The sequence below is a fragment of the Bradyrhizobium sp. genome (genome assembly GCF_016462955.1).
Classification (GTDB): domain Bacteria; phylum Pseudomonadota; class Alphaproteobacteria; order Rhizobiales; family Xanthobacteraceae; genus Bradyrhizobium.
In genome coordinates this window covers 1-14843 of the sequence record NZ_JAEMSD010000130.1, presented here as the reverse complement: position 1 = coordinate 14843, position 14843 = coordinate 1, and the positions used below count along the sequence as shown (strand labels likewise).

Annotated in this window: 14 protein-coding genes; 3 read left to right on the top strand and 11 right to left on the bottom strand. The window is 64.7% G+C overall.

What is annotated here, in order from left to right; translation table 11 throughout:
- Positions 1 to 90: 90 nt before the first annotated feature.
- A complete protein-coding gene (locus JHD07_RS15740; RefSeq protein ID WP_291623758.1) occupies positions 91 to 606 on the bottom strand; it encodes a nuclear transport factor 2 family protein in 516 nt (171 codons plus the stop codon).
- 69 nt (positions 607 to 675) lie between these two features.
- Positions 676 to 1737, bottom strand: a complete 1062-nt coding sequence (locus tag JHD07_RS15735; RefSeq protein ID WP_291623757.1) for an aldo/keto reductase — start codon at positions 1735 to 1737, stop codon at positions 676 to 678.
- Positions 1738 to 1829: 92 nt separating this feature from the next.
- Here JHD07_RS15735 and JHD07_RS15730 point away from each other — a divergent pair, with 92 nt between their 5' ends.
- The 3 genes from JHD07_RS15730 to JHD07_RS15720 all read left to right on the top strand — a co-directional run bounded on the left by JHD07_RS15730 (position 1830) and on the right by JHD07_RS15720 (position 5592).
- A complete protein-coding gene (locus JHD07_RS15730; protein WP_291623756.1) occupies positions 1830 to 2732 on the top strand; it encodes a LysR family transcriptional regulator in 903 nt (300 codons plus the stop codon).
- A gap of 137 nt (positions 2733 to 2869) precedes the next feature.
- On the top strand, positions 2870 to 4498 hold the full coding sequence (locus JHD07_RS15725; RefSeq protein ID WP_291623755.1) for a DUF6538 domain-containing protein: 1629 nt from the start codon (positions 2870 to 2872) through the stop codon (positions 4496 to 4498).
- Between the two features lie 239 nt (positions 4499 to 4737).
- Positions 4738 to 5592, top strand: a complete 855-nt coding sequence (locus JHD07_RS15720; protein WP_291623753.1) for a hypothetical protein — start codon at positions 4738 to 4740, stop codon at positions 5590 to 5592.
- A 399-nt stretch (positions 5593 to 5991) separates the two neighbouring features.
- On the opposite strand, the gene JHD07_RS15715 is transcribed toward JHD07_RS15720, so the two are convergent.
- The 9 genes from JHD07_RS15715 to JHD07_RS15675 form a co-directional block, all read right to left on the bottom strand.
- Complete coding sequence (locus tag JHD07_RS15715; protein ID WP_291623760.1) at positions 5992 to 6072, bottom strand: hexameric tyrosine-coordinated heme protein; 81 nt, start codon at positions 6070 to 6072, stop codon at positions 5992 to 5994.
- A gap of 36 nt (positions 6073 to 6108) precedes the next feature.
- Positions 6109 to 6498: a cytochrome c family protein gene (locus JHD07_RS15710; protein ID WP_291623751.1), complete on the bottom strand. Its 390-nt coding sequence runs from the start codon at positions 6496 to 6498 to the stop codon at positions 6109 to 6111.
- Between the two features lie 31 nt (positions 6499 to 6529).
- Entirely contained in the window at positions 6530 to 7522 is a 993-nt protein-coding gene (locus tag JHD07_RS15705; protein ID WP_366864576.1) for an FAD:protein FMN transferase, read from the bottom strand.
- Positions 7523 to 7534: 12 nt separating this feature from the next.
- Complete coding sequence (locus JHD07_RS15700) at positions 7535 to 8092, bottom strand: nitrous oxide reductase accessory protein NosL (protein WP_291623746.1); 558 nt, start codon at positions 8090 to 8092, stop codon at positions 7535 to 7537.
- The gene (locus JHD07_RS15695; protein WP_291623745.1) at positions 8089 to 8916 is read right to left on the bottom strand and encodes an ABC transporter permease subunit; all 828 of its coding nucleotides are present in this window, start codon (positions 8914 to 8916) and stop codon (positions 8089 to 8091) included. Before JHD07_RS15695 ends, JHD07_RS15700 begins: the two co-directional genes overlap by 4 nt.
- A complete protein-coding gene (locus tag JHD07_RS15690) occupies positions 8913 to 9833 on the bottom strand; it encodes an ABC transporter ATP-binding protein (RefSeq protein WP_291623743.1) in 921 nt (306 codons plus the stop codon). The genes JHD07_RS15695 and JHD07_RS15690 overlap by 4 nt, the downstream gene beginning before the upstream one ends.
- Positions 9830 to 11188, bottom strand: a complete 1359-nt coding sequence (locus JHD07_RS15685) for a nitrous oxide reductase family maturation protein NosD (protein ID WP_291623741.1) — start codon at positions 11186 to 11188, stop codon at positions 9830 to 9832. The genes JHD07_RS15690 and JHD07_RS15685 overlap by 4 nt, the downstream gene beginning before the upstream one ends.
- Positions 11189 to 11202: 14 nt before the next feature.
- A complete protein-coding gene (nosZ, locus tag JHD07_RS15680) occupies positions 11203 to 13149 on the bottom strand; it encodes a TAT-dependent nitrous-oxide reductase (RefSeq protein ID WP_291623739.1) in 1947 nt (648 codons plus the stop codon).
- Between the two features lie 22 nt (positions 13150 to 13171).
- A partial coding sequence (locus JHD07_RS15675; protein ID WP_291623737.1) for a NosR/NirI family protein occupies positions 13172 to 14843 on the bottom strand: 1672 nt, incomplete at its 5' end.

Sequence of the window (14843 nt, the reverse complement as noted above, 5' to 3'; positions counted from 1 at the left end):
TCCTGAGGGCCCGCCAAAGGCGGGCGTCTCGAAGGATGGCCACAAGCGATATCACGCTCTCCTGCGATGACCCTCTTCCTCGCACCAGGGCTATCGCGCCGGCGCAGGAATACGCCGCAGGACGTCGTCATAGGGGGCAAGGTCGAGATAGGCCGTCACCTCGGCGGCCTTGCCGTCCTGCATGCGCATGATCCAGGCGTAGCTGTTCGCGTAGGGCTTGCCGTCGCGCGCCACGCCGCTGCCTTCCCAATGCGCGATGACGTGGTCGCCGTCGGCGAAGATCTTCACCGTCGTCGGGCGGACCGGTGTCGACAACCGGCTCGCGAAGGGACGGACGGCGCGATCCACGAACACATCGCGGCCGCGGAATTCGCCGGCGCTCGGGCCGGACCCCTTGATGCGCCAGACCACGTCGTCATGCAGCAGGTCGGTGAAGAAGGTGGTGCCTCCTTGCGCCCAGCGATCGAACGCATCGGTGACGGTCCGCTTGTTGTCGTCCTGCGTCGAGCTGGCCTGTCCGCAAGGCGCGGCCGTCGTCAGGCTGGATGCCGTGAAAACGACCGCGGTGACGCACGCCGCGAGCGCGCGATTGAGCATGGTTGCCATTGGTGTCTCCCTTTCTGGTGCAACATGTCGTCTGCCCCGAAGTGATGCACGCGTGGTCGGCTTTGCGATCTATATGCGCCGCGCGACATTGGCGCCGCCGAAGATGAGCTGCTCGACCATCGGACGGCGCAGGAAGCGGCCCGGAAAGATGGGATCTGGCGCGGTCGCCTGGTCGAGGCGCGCCATCTGGTCAGGCGACAGCGTGATCCCGACCGCACTGAAATTGTCTTGCGCCTGCTCCAGCGTGCGGGCTCCGATCACCGGTGCGGTGACTGCGGGATTGGCCAGCGTCCATGCGATGGCGACCTGCGAGGATGTCGCGCCGAGCTCCCAGGCGATGGCTCGCACCGCCTCGGCCGCCTCCAGCGACCGCTCGTTGAGAAGGCCTGATGACGCGATGATCGAGGCGCGCGTGGTGCCGACGGCGCTCTCCCGGGAATCCCGGAGATCGGCCCTCGTGTACTTGCCGGTGAGCACGCCGCCGCCGAGCGGCGACCAGGGCAGCACGCCGAGGCCAAGGCTCGCCGCCAGCGGAATGAGCTCGTGCTCGACCGTGCGCTCGACCAGATTGTATTCGATCTGCAGCGCGACGAAGGGCGACCAGCCGCGCAAATCCGCGATCGTCTGCAGCTGGGCAATGCGCCAGGCCGGCGTGTTGCAGATGCCGATATACTGGACCTTGCCGCTGCGCACGAGGTCGTCGAGGGCGCGCAGCACTTCCTCCGGCGGCGTGGTCGCGTCCCAGGCGTGGAGGTAGAGCAGGTCGATGCGATCGGTGCCGAGCTGGCGCAGGCTCTGCTCCACGGAGCGAACCATGTTGCGCCGGTGGTTGCCGCCGGAATTGGGATTGCCGGGGTCGCGCGCCATGGTGAATTTGGTGGCGAGCACGAGACGGTCGCGCTTGTCGCGGGCGAACTCGCCGACCATGCGCTCGGACGCGCCATTGGTGTAGTTCACCGCCGTGTCGATGAAATTGCCGCCGCGGTCGACATAGAGGTCGAAGATCCGCCGGGCCTCGCCGGCGTCCGCGCCCCATCCCCACTCGGTTCCGAAGGTCATCGTGCCCAGCGCGAGCGGAGAGACGCGCAGGCCGGAGCGGCCGAGCAGGCGGTAGTGATCGAGTGATGTCATCGGTGCCTCCTTGGTATGGCGGAAACCTAATTTCCGGCCATAGGTGAGACAAGTTGGCCAATGATGACCGAGGTGGTAAGCTAGGCTAACCAATGACCACCGATCTGAATCTCGTCGCCGTTTTCATCGCGGTCGCGGAAGCCAGGAGCTTCCGGGGCGCCGCCGAGCGGCTGGGCGTGACCCGATCCGCCGTGAGCCAGGCCATCCGGCGCATGGAAGACCGGCTGGGCGTGGCTCTGGTGCAGCGAACGACGCGCAGCGTCAGCCTCACCGAGGCGGGAATGCGCCTGCACGAACGCGTGGCGCCGGCGGTTGCCGAAGTCGAACAGGCGATCGACGGGGCGCGGGATCGTGACGCGCAGCCGACCGGGCAGCTGCGTCTTGCCGTGTCGTCGATCGCCGAGCGCTTCATCCGCGGCCCGCTGCTGGCCGATTTCGCGCAGGCCAATCCCGGCGTGCAGGTCGACGTGACCGTGACCGACGAGGAATTCGACATCGTCGCCGAGGGCTTTGACGCCGGCGTCCGGCTCGGCGAGGTGATCGAGCAGGACATGATCGCCGTGCCTGTGTCAGGCGATCAGCGCCAGCTGGTGGTGGCCGCGCCTAGCTATCTGGAGCGCTTCGGCGCCCCCTCTCACCCGCGCGAGCTGTCAAAACATTGCTGCATCGGCTGGCGGCCCGCGCCGCACGTCGCGCCCTACCGCTGGGAATTTACGGAAGCGGGCCGCGAGTTCGACGTCGCGGTGGAGCCGAGGATCACGACCAACGACATGTGGGTCATGGTGCGCACCGCTAGCGCGGGCGGCGGCCTGACATTCGGCATGGAGGAAACGTTCCGGCCCTATATCGAGCGAGGAGAGCTGGTGCCCGTGCTGGAGGACTACTGCCCGTCCTTCCCAGGCTTCTTCCTCTACTTCCCGGACCGGCGCAATCTCCCGCCGAAGCTGCGCGCACTGATCGACCACGTGCGCTATCGGCCGGGCGGGAAGAATTAGAGACTGCTGGCGGAGAGGGAGGGACTCTCCCCCGCCCGTGCGAAAAACCCCGGTAAATACAAGTTTAGCTGTGTTTTTGGGCGTTCCTTGAGCGGTCGGTTCTACACCGAGGGTCTACACCAATGGGAACGACCAGAATGCCGACCCCTTTCCGGCCCACGAAGGCCAGCGGCAACGAGCAGAATGTCTACTGGATCCGGAAGAAGGTCCCGAAACGGTACCGCGCCCTGGTCGGCAAGACCGAGGTCTGGCGATCCCTGAAGACCACCGACCGGCGGACCGCAAACGCCAGGATCGCGGTCGCCTCCGTCGAGCTCGAGCGCGAATGGGAACTTCTGGCGCTAGAGGCAAAGCGGGGACCGAAGGCCCCCAAGGCAGGTTTGGCGCATCAGGACCTGTTCGCGATTCAGCGCGAGACGCACGTCCGGATCCGCGACGCCCACATCGCCGAGCCCGGCACGGGATTCGGAGCACTCAGGTGGCTCGCCCTTACGGAGAACGACGATGATCCGGGGGCCGAAGAGGCGCTCGACCACTGGGCGCGCGAGGTCCTGACCCGTGAACTCGGAGGGCCGCCGGCCGAGGCTCAGGTCGAAAAGCTGAAGCCCCTACTCGCCGAAGCGAGGAAGGGCGCCTACGGCGACGTCTTCCGCGCCTCGAAGGGCGACTACAAGGAGAACGTTAAGCTCGGCGAACTTCCCAAGACGAGGACGACGCCCAAGGTCGACATCATGAAGGCCTTCGAGCTCTACTGCAGCCAGCCTCGGATCAAGGGCGGTCTCGACGGGCCGACCGCCAAGCGCTGGCGGCCGGTCATCGAACGCTTCGTCGAATGGATCAAGCACCGAGACCTCGCGCGGGTGACGCCGCAGGACGCGGTGCGGTGGCGCGATTACATGATCTCCCAGGGCATCGCTCCCAAGGCGGTCCGCGACGTCTGGCTGGCAGCGCCCCGGTCGGTGGCCACCCACATGCTCAACGCGCTGCGGCTCGAGGTCAATCCGTTTGCCGGGATCAAGGTCGAGGGCGTCAAGGCCTGGAAGGAGGACGACGAGCGAGGTTTCGATCCGGAGCAGGCGCTGAAGATCCTGTCGGCGACCGTAGCGACGCCGTCGCACTTGATGTCCGCCGAGATGAGAGCGGCCAGACGTTGGGTGCCCTGGATCTGCGCCTATACAGGCGCGCGCGTCAACGAGATCACTTCGCTCCTGCCGTCGGATGTTCAGCCCATCCTCGGCCATTGGTGCTTCGTGCTTAGACCCGAGATCACGAAAGGCAAGCGCCTGCGCCGCGTGCCGGTCCACAAGCATCTGCGCGATCAGGAGTTCCTGGTCTACGTCGAACAGCGCCGCAAGCTCGGCAAACCGCTGTTCTACGATCCGGTCCGCGCCCGCGGCGGAAAGGGGGCCAATCCCCAATGGCAAAAGGTCGCCGAACGGCTGGGAGAATGGGTGCGCGATACGCTCAAGATCACCGACGTGCAGCCCAACCATGGCTGGCGTCACCTCTGGCGCGAGATCGTGCGCGGCACGAAGATGAAGCCGGAGTTGTGCGACTACATGTGTGGCCATGAAAGCAAGAGCGGGACAGGGGCGCGCTACGGCAAACGAAAGGTGCCTGTGCTTGCGAAGGAGCTGGCCCTCTTCCCGAGATTCAAGGTCCCAGCCTTGAATCGGCCGCCGGCGCCTCTCAAGCGGACGCGGCGCTCACCGCAACAGATCGCTGCGGACAAAGCCGAAAGGACGGCTCGGCGCACGGCCGCCTGAAGGCCCGAAGCATGCCACCGCGGCACGGCCGGCAAACGAGCGTGCAGGTCGGCGGAAGGCCCAAAAGGCCGGGAGGCGCCGTCGCAAAATGAATCGATCAGATGACCGTTGGAGCTTGCTGCGCCGAGAGATAGACGTTCGAAGTGACAGCATGAGTTTGAGACGGAGTAGATCCGAGACCGGATAGTCGCACCGATCCGAAGTAGGTGCGGCGGAAGGTTACCAAAATGGAGTGTCAAATGAGAGTTCTGGTTGTTGATCCGTACCGCCGCGATGTCTTCGAAAGGGACATTCCGAAGACGTTGAAGGGGATCCAGGACGTCGTCCATGGCTGCATTCAAGATGTCACCCGGTTCCGCAATGGAGATATCTTATACGTCAACGAGGACGCGCTGGGTCGTTTCGACGCCTACTTCGCGCTCGGCAAGGGCGAAGCTCTACCTGGGTTTGGTGTGATCGTCGGGAGTTCAGGCCCCGAAGGCGACGAGGGCCCGGCCCGCTCTTCTGTGGAGGAGCTGAGGGCTCGCATCCGGTACTCCGCTCCGATCATTGGCGTGGCAGACTGCGAGTTCGAAGTGGGCGAGCCTACGGGTCTTGTCATGTCTTCCGGCGCACCGTCCGCGATCATGATCGGAGGGCACGTTGCTCCGCAGAGCTTGATGGTAGTTTCCCAACTGACGAAGCCCACCCTCGAGGAAATCGAAGTCTTCAAGACCGGGCGGGTGCAGGTGGCGATCGCGCGGGAAGAAAACGCCATGATCCTGACGTGGCGCATCCTCCGGCAGGCCGACGGTAAATGCCTCTTGTTCGAGACCCCATTCCATATCGGGCTCCAGGAGGCGGGAACGAGATATCTGCTGCCTCGCGAAACCGCGGAACACGGTCGAACGGTTCGCATGATGCTGCAGGACGAGTTCGCAAATTGTCGCGCAAGCCGAACCTTCGTCATCCCACCCGAAGCCAGTTATGCCATCGAAGAGGCGGTGGTCGATCAGGTCATCGACGCGGCGACCGATCCTGCTTTTCACGCCTCATACCAGGCCGCCCTCGGACGATATTTTGCCGATACACCGACGCCCAGCTCCGGGTTCTGAGCAGCGTCCGCCTGTTCAAATGATCCCCGTTGGCGCTCCTTTTTGGCGACGCTCTGCGGTCAACGACCACCATGACGTGCTCGCGATTAGCGGGCAGCTATCCATTGAGGCACGGGCGACCGTACGTCGGAGCTCTCCTTGCGCCACATCTTCAGGCGGCGGAGAAAGTGGGACTCTCTTCCCTATGGCTCCGTATGCGCGAAACCCGCCGAAAAACAAGGATTCCCGAAAGTCCGGTCCGAATTTGTGACCACCGGCGTGTACCACCAATTCGGTAGTCTTGTACCGACAAATCTCAGCCATTTTCAGGACGTTCGAGGGCCGTCTCATACCCCGAACAGCCGCGTACCTTACGTCGTTCTTGCCACCGGAATGGGGCCGGCCGGCTATGGCAGACGCCTACGGCTGGGTTATCTTCACCGCCATCCGCGATAGCTTCACCGCAAGTTCGAAGCCGGCCTGAGGCGTGTCAGTCTTCAAGGAGGCTATCAATTCTCGCTCATGGGATGCGCGACGCTACTGGGTGAGCTTCAACGGCGCCTTGTCGAACGTGTGCAGGTAGGCGATCAGGTCCTTTATCTTCCGCTCGTCCTTTATGCCGGCGAAGGCCATCTTGGTGCCCGGAATCTTGGCCTTCGGATCCTTGATGTACTCGCTGAAGGTGGCCTCGTCCCAGGTGATGCCGGACTTCTTGTTGGCGTCGGTGTAGTTGTAGCCTTCGACCGATCCGGCCTTGCGTCCGATCAGCCCGTTCAGCACGGGGCCGACGACGTTCTTGGCGCTATCGCCGACCTGGTGGCAGGCCTTGCAGACGGCGAAGACCTTCTCGCCCGCTGCGGCGTCCTGGGCGCTTGCCTGGCCGAGGCCCACGACGAGAAACAGGGCGACGAGTGCTGTCCGGTTCATCTAGTTCCCCTTCGGTGGTTGACTTGGTCGGTCACGCGGTGAGCTCGGATGGCTTGCCGGAGGCATCGACGAGATGCACGCGCTCGATATCCACGTGCGGCAGCAGCGAACGGATCCGTTCCTCCGGCATCAGGCTGAAGGCGGTCGACAGCGCGTCCGCCGCGGTCGCGCTGGGGGACACGGTGGTGACGCTCCGGTAGCGCGCGGAGCAGCGGCCCGTCTTCGGATCAAAGAGGTGGTTGAAGCGACCATCGGGGTCGAACCGGAAGCCGTACGCCCCCGATGTCGACACGGCGCGGTCGACGACGGAAAGGACCGCTTCCGTTCGTCCCACGACTTCCGGGTCGGCGACGCCCACCTCCCAAGAGCGGCCGTCCGGACGCGATCCAATGGCCCGGCTCTCGCCCAGGTCGACGAGGCTGTGGGCGACGCCGTGGGCGCGCAGCAGGTCGACGATCTTGTCGGTCACGTAGCCTTGCGCAATCCCGTTCAGCGTCACGGCCATGCCGCGCGGCATCGCGATCCGGTCTCGCCCGATGGACAACCGGCCACAGCCCACGCACGCAAGCGCGGCCTGGATCGCCGCGGGCGGGGGGCCGGCCGGGTCCGCTCCCTGGCGGGTGAAGTGGCCGGCGTAGAGATCCCATAGCGGTTGAACCGTGACATCAAACGATCCCTCCGTCACGGTGGAGTAATGCTGAGCGCTCGTCAGAAGAGCAACCATCTCGGCCGCCGGGTCGACGAGGATGCCGGTCCGGTTGAGTTGGCAGAGGGCGGAATCTTTCAGGTAGATACTGAACAACCGCTCGAGCCGGCGCGCTTCCGCGCTTGCCAGCGAGATCAGCCGCTCCGCCTCCCGCCCGTCTTCGTGGTGAATTTCCATCGTGGCGACCGCCCCGAGCATGGTGCCGCGCCATGTGGCCGGGGCCGCGTCGGCGCGCGTTGCAAGCGCGGAGGGCAGAAGGCCGAGACCGGCCGCTGCTGCACTGATCCGGACGAACCGTCGGCGCGAGATGCTGCGCATCACCCTGTCTCCTCAGTCTTTCGGCCGGCGCGAGCCAGCCTCCTCGTCGGCGGAAGCGGTCCCCAGGCTGCCAGCAGAGGCCAGGACGTAGTCTCGAGACACTTGGCCGAATTCGACGATCCGGCCCCCCTTCTCTCCGACGAACTTCTCCGCCGCCGCCCGGTCCGAGAACGGAACGGCCTCGTCGCCGCCCATGCCGCTCTTGAGCCGGCTCTCGATCACGAACAACGCCTTGCGCGCCTCGATCCAGTTGTCGGCGCCGGGCTTGTCCCAGTCGGGCGCCTTGCCCATGTCGGACACGTAGATCGCCTGGATGTCCTTGGGCTCGTCCGGCAGCATGGTGAAGGCGATGGTGTCCCGTACCGAGGAGAACCACACCGGCTCGATCAGGCTCGCGGCGAAGATATGGCCCTTCGGGCCCGGATGCTCGAGCACGTTCATGCCGCAATAATGGCCGATGTCCTCCGCAGTCATCCGGTGCGGCGGCGGGACCTTCGCGGCCTGCTTCTCGTTGCAGCCTGCAAGCGCGAGCGGCAGGAGCAGGGCCAACAGGATCGTTCGGCGTTTCATAGCTCCCTCCGTGAGAAGGCGAGCGCGGCCAGCCCCAGCGGCAGCAGCATCCAGCCGAGCAGGGCGGTCAGCAGTACCGGGATCGTCAGGGACGTGGTCTGGGCAAGGCCGGCCATGCCGGCAAAGGTGCTGACATTGGCAAATCCGGTCAGGTTGATCAGCCGGTACGCGTCGGTCGGGTTCGCCAGAAGCAGAGCGTTCAGCACCGCTGCCGAGATGCTGCGGCCTTGGTCGAGCGCAAGCACGCCGAGCAGCGCCATGTCGTAGATCAGCACCAGCAGCAGCCATAATCCGATGCAGATGCCGGCAGCCGTTCCGCGGTCGCGCACCAGCGCGCTGACCAGATATCCAATGGCGACGAATGCTCCGCCGAGCAGCACCGAGGAGCCCACCATGGCCGCGAACGCCAGCAGACTGTCGGCGTCGATCGGGCTGCCCGTCGCCGCCAGTGCACCGACCGCCACGCCGTAACCGAGGCAGGTTGCGAAGGTGAGGACGGCGAGGTGGCCCAGGAACTTGCCGATCAGCACCTGCCATCGCGCGACCGGATAGCTCAGCAGCAACAGCATCGTTCCCCGTTCCATCTCTCCGACGATGGCGTCGTGGGAGATCAGAAGCGCGATGAGCGGAACGAGAAAGATCGTCAGGCTCGACAGGCTGACGATGACCACGTCCAGCGCGCGAACGCCGAGGTTGCCGGTCGGAGCGCTGCCGAGAAAGGTCAGCGACAAAGCAAGCCCGGCAAGCAGCAGCGTTGCGGCCAGCACCCAGCGATTGCGGATGGCCTGGTGGATTTCCTTGGCGGCGATGATCAGGATGTTCATGGCGCCTGCTCCGATTGCCGGAGAAAATGCGCATAGAGCTCGTCGAGGGTCGGCGGCACGACGTCTACATCCTCGACCGCATTGCCGGCGGCCGTCGCGCGATGCAGCAGCTCGATCTTCCGCTCCGGCGCGGCGTCGATCTCGACGATGTGGCCGTTGAGGCGGCGGCAGGTGGTGTCTTGGGGAGCCCAGGGCGGCATCTCGCTCGGAGCAAGGCCACCCACCTTGAGGCGGATTCGGGTGGGCAGCCGGGCGAGACGACGCAGCTCGTCGATCGATCCGTCCGCCACCTTGACGCCGCGGTTCATGATGATGACCCGGCCGGCGCGCTCCTCGAGCTCGGTCAGCGCGTGCGACGACAGCAGCACGGTCGCGCCGCCAGCGGCGAGCCGTGTGATGGTGTCGTAGAAGGTCTGGCGCAGCTCCGGATCGAGGCCGGTGGTCGGCTCGTCCAGCAGCAGCACCCGCGGGGCGCCAAGCAGCGCCTGCGCGAGGCCGAGGCGCTGGCGCATGCCCTTCGAATAGGTGCTCACCCGGCGGCGGCTGGCGGCACCGAGCCCGACGGCGTCGAGCAGCTCCAGCGCCTTGGCAACCGGCTCCCGTTTCAGCCGGGCATAGAAGGCCTGGGTTTCGCGGCCGGTGAGGGCAGGGTCGAAGGAGACGTTCTCCGGAAGATAGCCGAGCTGGCGCCGGCCGGCGAATTCGCCGGCTGCGGGATTGTCGCCGAGCACCTCGATCGCGCCGCTGGTCGGTCGGATCAGCCCGAGCATGAGCTTCATGAGCGTGGTCTTGCCAGCGCCGTTGTGGCCGATCAGGGCGACCAGCTCGCCCTGGCCAAGCGCGAACGAGGCGCCACGCACGGCCTCAACGCGACCATAGGTCTTGGTGACGTCGCTGACGCGTACCGTGCTCGTCATCGCGTCTCCTTCGGCGCAGGGTTGCGCGGCGGCGACACCAGCGGATGGCTGTCGACCACGCCACCCGGCAATAGCGCCGGAAACTGCGCCTGCGCCCAGCGGATCACCTGCACGGCCGGGCTGTTAATCAGCACCTTCGCGGCAGGCGCCGTCCACAGCACGCGGTCGATGAGATCGTTCGGCCGGTACGCCGTGTCGGCGATGCCGTCGCCATTGAGGTCGAACGCGGGATTATCGCTCCAGTAATTGCCGCGCCCGCTCGTCGACCAGTCGAGGTGGCGCGTGCCGACATATTTCACCTGGTTGGCGTTGCTGACGAAGGCGTTGCCCGTGATTTCGTTGCCTTCGGAGCCGGCGGTGAAGTGCACGCCGATGGCACAGCGCTCGAACCAGTTGTTGCGGAATTTGTTGTGGTTGGTGTTGTAGATGAACACGCATTTCTCGGGGCCGCTCTTGAGCGTGCTCTCCCGCCGGGCTTGCGGAAGCATGCCACGCTCGTCGTCGGGGCCGTCGTCCGCCTTCTGGTCTATCGCGTTCAGCGGGCCACCGGTGACGCGGTTGTCCTCGATCCGGGCATAGTTCGCGTAGTTGAACAGCAGCCCATAGTCGCGATCGCGATCGGAGGAGTTGCCGCGGATCACCAGGCGGTTCGAATACATGATGGCGTAACCGACATGGTTGCCGATCGATACGTTGCCGCTGATCTCGCTGTCATTGGTGTACATGTAGTGGACGGCGAAGCGAACCTGCTCGAAGCGATTGTCGAGGAAGCGGTCCTTGCTGCCGGAGATCGCGAAGATGCCGTCGCGGCCGTAGCGGAAATCGTTGTTGGCGATGGTGACGTCGGGTGCATTCCAGAGCGAGACGCCATTGCCGGCCTCGCTCAGGCGTCCGCCGCGCAGGCCCTCGATCTCGTTGCGGACGACCCGGGAGCCTCTGGCGCCGTGCACATAGATGCCGAACAGGTTTCCCACCAGCCGGTTGTCCTCGATCTGGGCGCGCTCGGCCGTCTTTTGCAGGAAGATGCCGGAATTCATCGCCTGCAGATCGCGGCCGGAGGCCCGGATGGTCAGACCGCGGATGGTAACGTCGGGCGCGCTGACGGTGATGACATTGCCATCGCCTTTACCGTCGAGCACCGCGGCGCGGCTCCCGACCAGTTGCAGAGGCCGGTCGATCCGGATCGCGCCGTGATATTCCCCCTCGGCGAGCTCGACAATGTCGCCGGCATGCGCGCCATCCAGCACCGCTTGCAGCGACTGGTCGGGCGCAGCCGTCAACGTCTCCGCGTCGGCGAAGCCGGATAATCCGGCGGCGAGGAGCGCCGCCGGAAACATGCGTAGCAAAAGACCCACGAAGGTCGCTCCGATCAGACCGATTTCGGTTCGACGAACATCCGGCCCTTCATTTCCATGTGCATGGCGTGGCAGAACCAGGAGCAATAGTACCAGTAGACACCCGGCTTGTCGGCCGTGAAGGTCACCGACGAGGTTGCCATCGGCCCAATCTCCATGTTGATGCCGTAATTCACGATGCAGAAGCCGTGCGTCAGGTCCTCGACCGCGTCGATATTGGTGATGAAGACCGTCACTTCGTCGCCCTGCTTGACCTGGAACGTCTCGAGGCCATAGGCCGGCGCGGTGGACGTCATGTAGACGCGCACCTTGTTGCCGTCGCGAATGACCTTCGAATCCGCTTCGAGGTTGATGCCGTCGGCCTTGGCCTGCTTGACCGCATCGGCAAACATCGGATCCGCACGATCATAGATCGAGATCGGGTTGATTTTGGAGCGGTGGACGATGGTCGCGTCATGCGGCTCGGCGAAGCTCGGGCCGTCGTGCACCAGCTTCATTTGATCGCCCGAGATGTCGATCAGCTGATCGTTCTCCGGCTTGAGCGGGCCGACGTTCAGGAAGCGGTCCTTCGAGAACTTGTTTAGCGAGATGAGCCATTTTCCGTCCGCCTCCTTGGTCTGGCCCATGGAGGTGTGGTTGTGGCCCGGTTGATAATGCACGTCGAGCTTCTGAAGGATCGGATTAACCTTCTCACCCTTGAAGGCCCGCTTTGCGAGATCGATGTTCCACTTGCAGACCTGGCTGTCGAGGAACAGGGTGGTGTAGGCGTTGCCCTTGCCGTCGTAGGCCGTGTGCAGCGGGCCGAGGCCGAGCTCGGGTTCTGCGACGACGACATCGCGCGGCTTGATCTTGTCGTCGAACAGATCGTCGAATTTGCGCACGTCCATCACAGTCACGGTCGGCGAGAGCTTTCCGGCCGCCACGATGTGGATGCCGTCCGGGGCGGTGTTCATGCCGTGCGGATTGTTCGAGACCGGCACGTATCGGGTGTACGCCGAGCCCTTGCGCCCGTCGATCACGGGTACGCCGTTCATTTCCTTGAAGTCGCCCTTCTTCACAGCCTCCTCGATCCGCTTGAGGTTGAAGATGACGACCCAGTCCTGCTCGCTGGCCGTCATTTCCGCGAGCGTGACGCCTTCCTCGCCGTTGTAGCAAGTGGAGAAAGCGTATTTACCCTGGTAGTCGGCGTCGACGTTGTCGAGGTTACCGCTGACGATGATCTGCCACGCCACCTTCATCGTGTCGCCGTCGATCGCGCTGAGCATCGAGCGATACTGTTTCGGATCGTCGAGGACCTTGCCGTCGTTGGGCAGGGGCACGCCATCCTCGCCGTTGGCGAACACATAGCCCGTGCGCGGATATTTCTGCACCCGCAAACCGTGGACCGTATGCTGGTTCGGCAGCTCGATGATCTTGTCGCACTTCATGATGTCGAGGCGCACCCGCGCGACGCGGCTATTCGCCTTGTCGTTCATGAAGGCATAACGACCGTCATAGGTGCCGTCCGTGAACGAGATGTGGGGGTGGTGGAGGTCGCCGTTCATATAGGTGGCGCCGCGGCTCTTGAGGAACTCGCGCGTCGCGGGCTGCAGCCCTTCGGTCAGGACCTTGATGCTCTCGTTGGTCTGGCCCCAGCCGGTCGCGCTGCAGCGGTTGAATACCGGCACGCGCATCAATTCGCGCATCGAGGGCAGGCCGACGATCCGCATCTCGCCGGACTGGCCGCTGGAGAAGAACACGTAGTATTCGTCGAGCTCGCCGGGCGCCACTTCGGTCTTCTGCACAGCCGACCGTGCGGCCGGTGCTTTCGGCGCGGCATTCTTTGACTGCGCGTCGGCCGACGAGACGAAGCCGCCGTCTTTCAGCGCCACGCCGCCGGCAAGGCCCACGCCCGCCGCGGCCGCCGTCGTTCCGAGCACTGTTCGTCGGCTGACGCCCTTTGTCTGTTCGTTCTCGCTCATGATTGCCTCCTCGGCTTGCGGTTCAGTTAGGTGGTGGAGAGGTGGTGAGTGAAGCGCCGACGGGCTTGCCGCCGGCGGTGATGACGGTCGCTGGACCCTTGCCGCCCGAACGCATCGAGGGTGAAGACATGGCCGCGAACTTCTCGCGCTTGAGCCGCACCTGGATCATGTGCGGGCAGCGGTGATCGTCGTAATAGAGCTCCTGGCAGTGCATGCAGTAGATGCACTCGTTGACGTTGATGTGACCCTCGGGATGGATCGACTGCACCGGGCATTCCTTGGCGCAACGTTGGCAGGGCGAGCCGCATTCTTCCCAGCGGCGCAGCCACTCGAACGTCCTCATACGGCCGGGAATGGCGAGCGCCGCGCCGAGGGGGCAGAGATAGCGGCAGAAGAACCGTTCGATGAAGAGGCCGACGACGAGCAGGGCGACGGCGTAGGCCACGAACGGCCAGCTCCGCGAAAACTTCAGGATGATCGCGGTCTTGAACGGCTCGACCTCGGCGAACCGCTCGGCCATGTCGACGGAATAGAGCGACAGGCCGAACAGACCGAGGAAGATGATGTATTTGACCGGCCACATGCGCTCATGCAGGCCCCACGGCACGGTGATCTGCGGGACCTTGAGCCACTTAGCGGCGGCATTCGTGAGTTCCTGCAGCGCGCCGAACGGGCAAAGCCAGCCGCAGAATGGGCCGCGGCCCCAAAACAGGAGCGCCGAGGCGGTCGCCGCCCAAAGGATGAAGATCAGGGGCGCGGCGAGGAAGAACTCCCACTTGAAGCCGGTCACCAGGGAATTGGTGAAGGTGAGGACGTTGACCACGGAGAGCTGGGCGTTCGCATACCAGCCGAGCCAGACCAGGACGAAGGCGAGAAAAGCCCTTCGCACCCAATTGTAGAACACGGGACGCCGCACCAGCGCGTTCTGGAAGAAGAAGATCAGGGTAAGCGCGCCCAGCATCGCAGCGGTGATCGCGATCGATACAGTGCTCGACCGCCAGATACGCATCCAGAGCGGCTCTTCGCCGTCGGGTGCAGGCGACGGCTGCGCCGTCGCGGCGGAAGGCTGGGAGACTGGGGCAGGAGCGGTCTCAGCCACCATGACGGCCCGCTGCTCGCGCCGCATGTAACCGTCCGGCAGGACATAATTGAGATCGAATGTCAGGAAGGCCTTGTCGCGGCCGCCGAGACTCCGCTGCATCAGCAGCTGAAGCTGCCATGGCTGCGTGGGATCGAGCGTGAACTCCGGCGGCGTGACGAAGAGGCCGATCTCCTTGAACTTGGGCGCCCCTTCGGCGGCGAAGGATCCCAAACGCGTGTGATTCTTATCCCGAAAGCGCGTGCTGCTGCCCTCTTGCAGGATTTCCACGCGGTCGAAGATACCGCCGCGGACGTAGGCCGATCCCTTGAACGAGTAGGCGCCGTTTCCGGCAATGACGATGGCCTGCTGTCCCGGCTTTAGGCCGTCCTTGAGACGCTTGTAGCCGTCGTCGCCGAGCAGGCTGCGGCCGATACTGGGGGCGCTGACGAGCGCGGTGTACAGATCGATAAAGATGTCGCTCGGCTCGCCGGGTTCCGGGTACTGGCTCGCGGCCGCGCTCCCGGATTTGGCGAAGGCTTCGTTGACCTCGCCGACCGTCAGATTCAGGCGGCGCACCGAGCCGTCGCCCACGAGCCTTTCCCAATCCTTGATC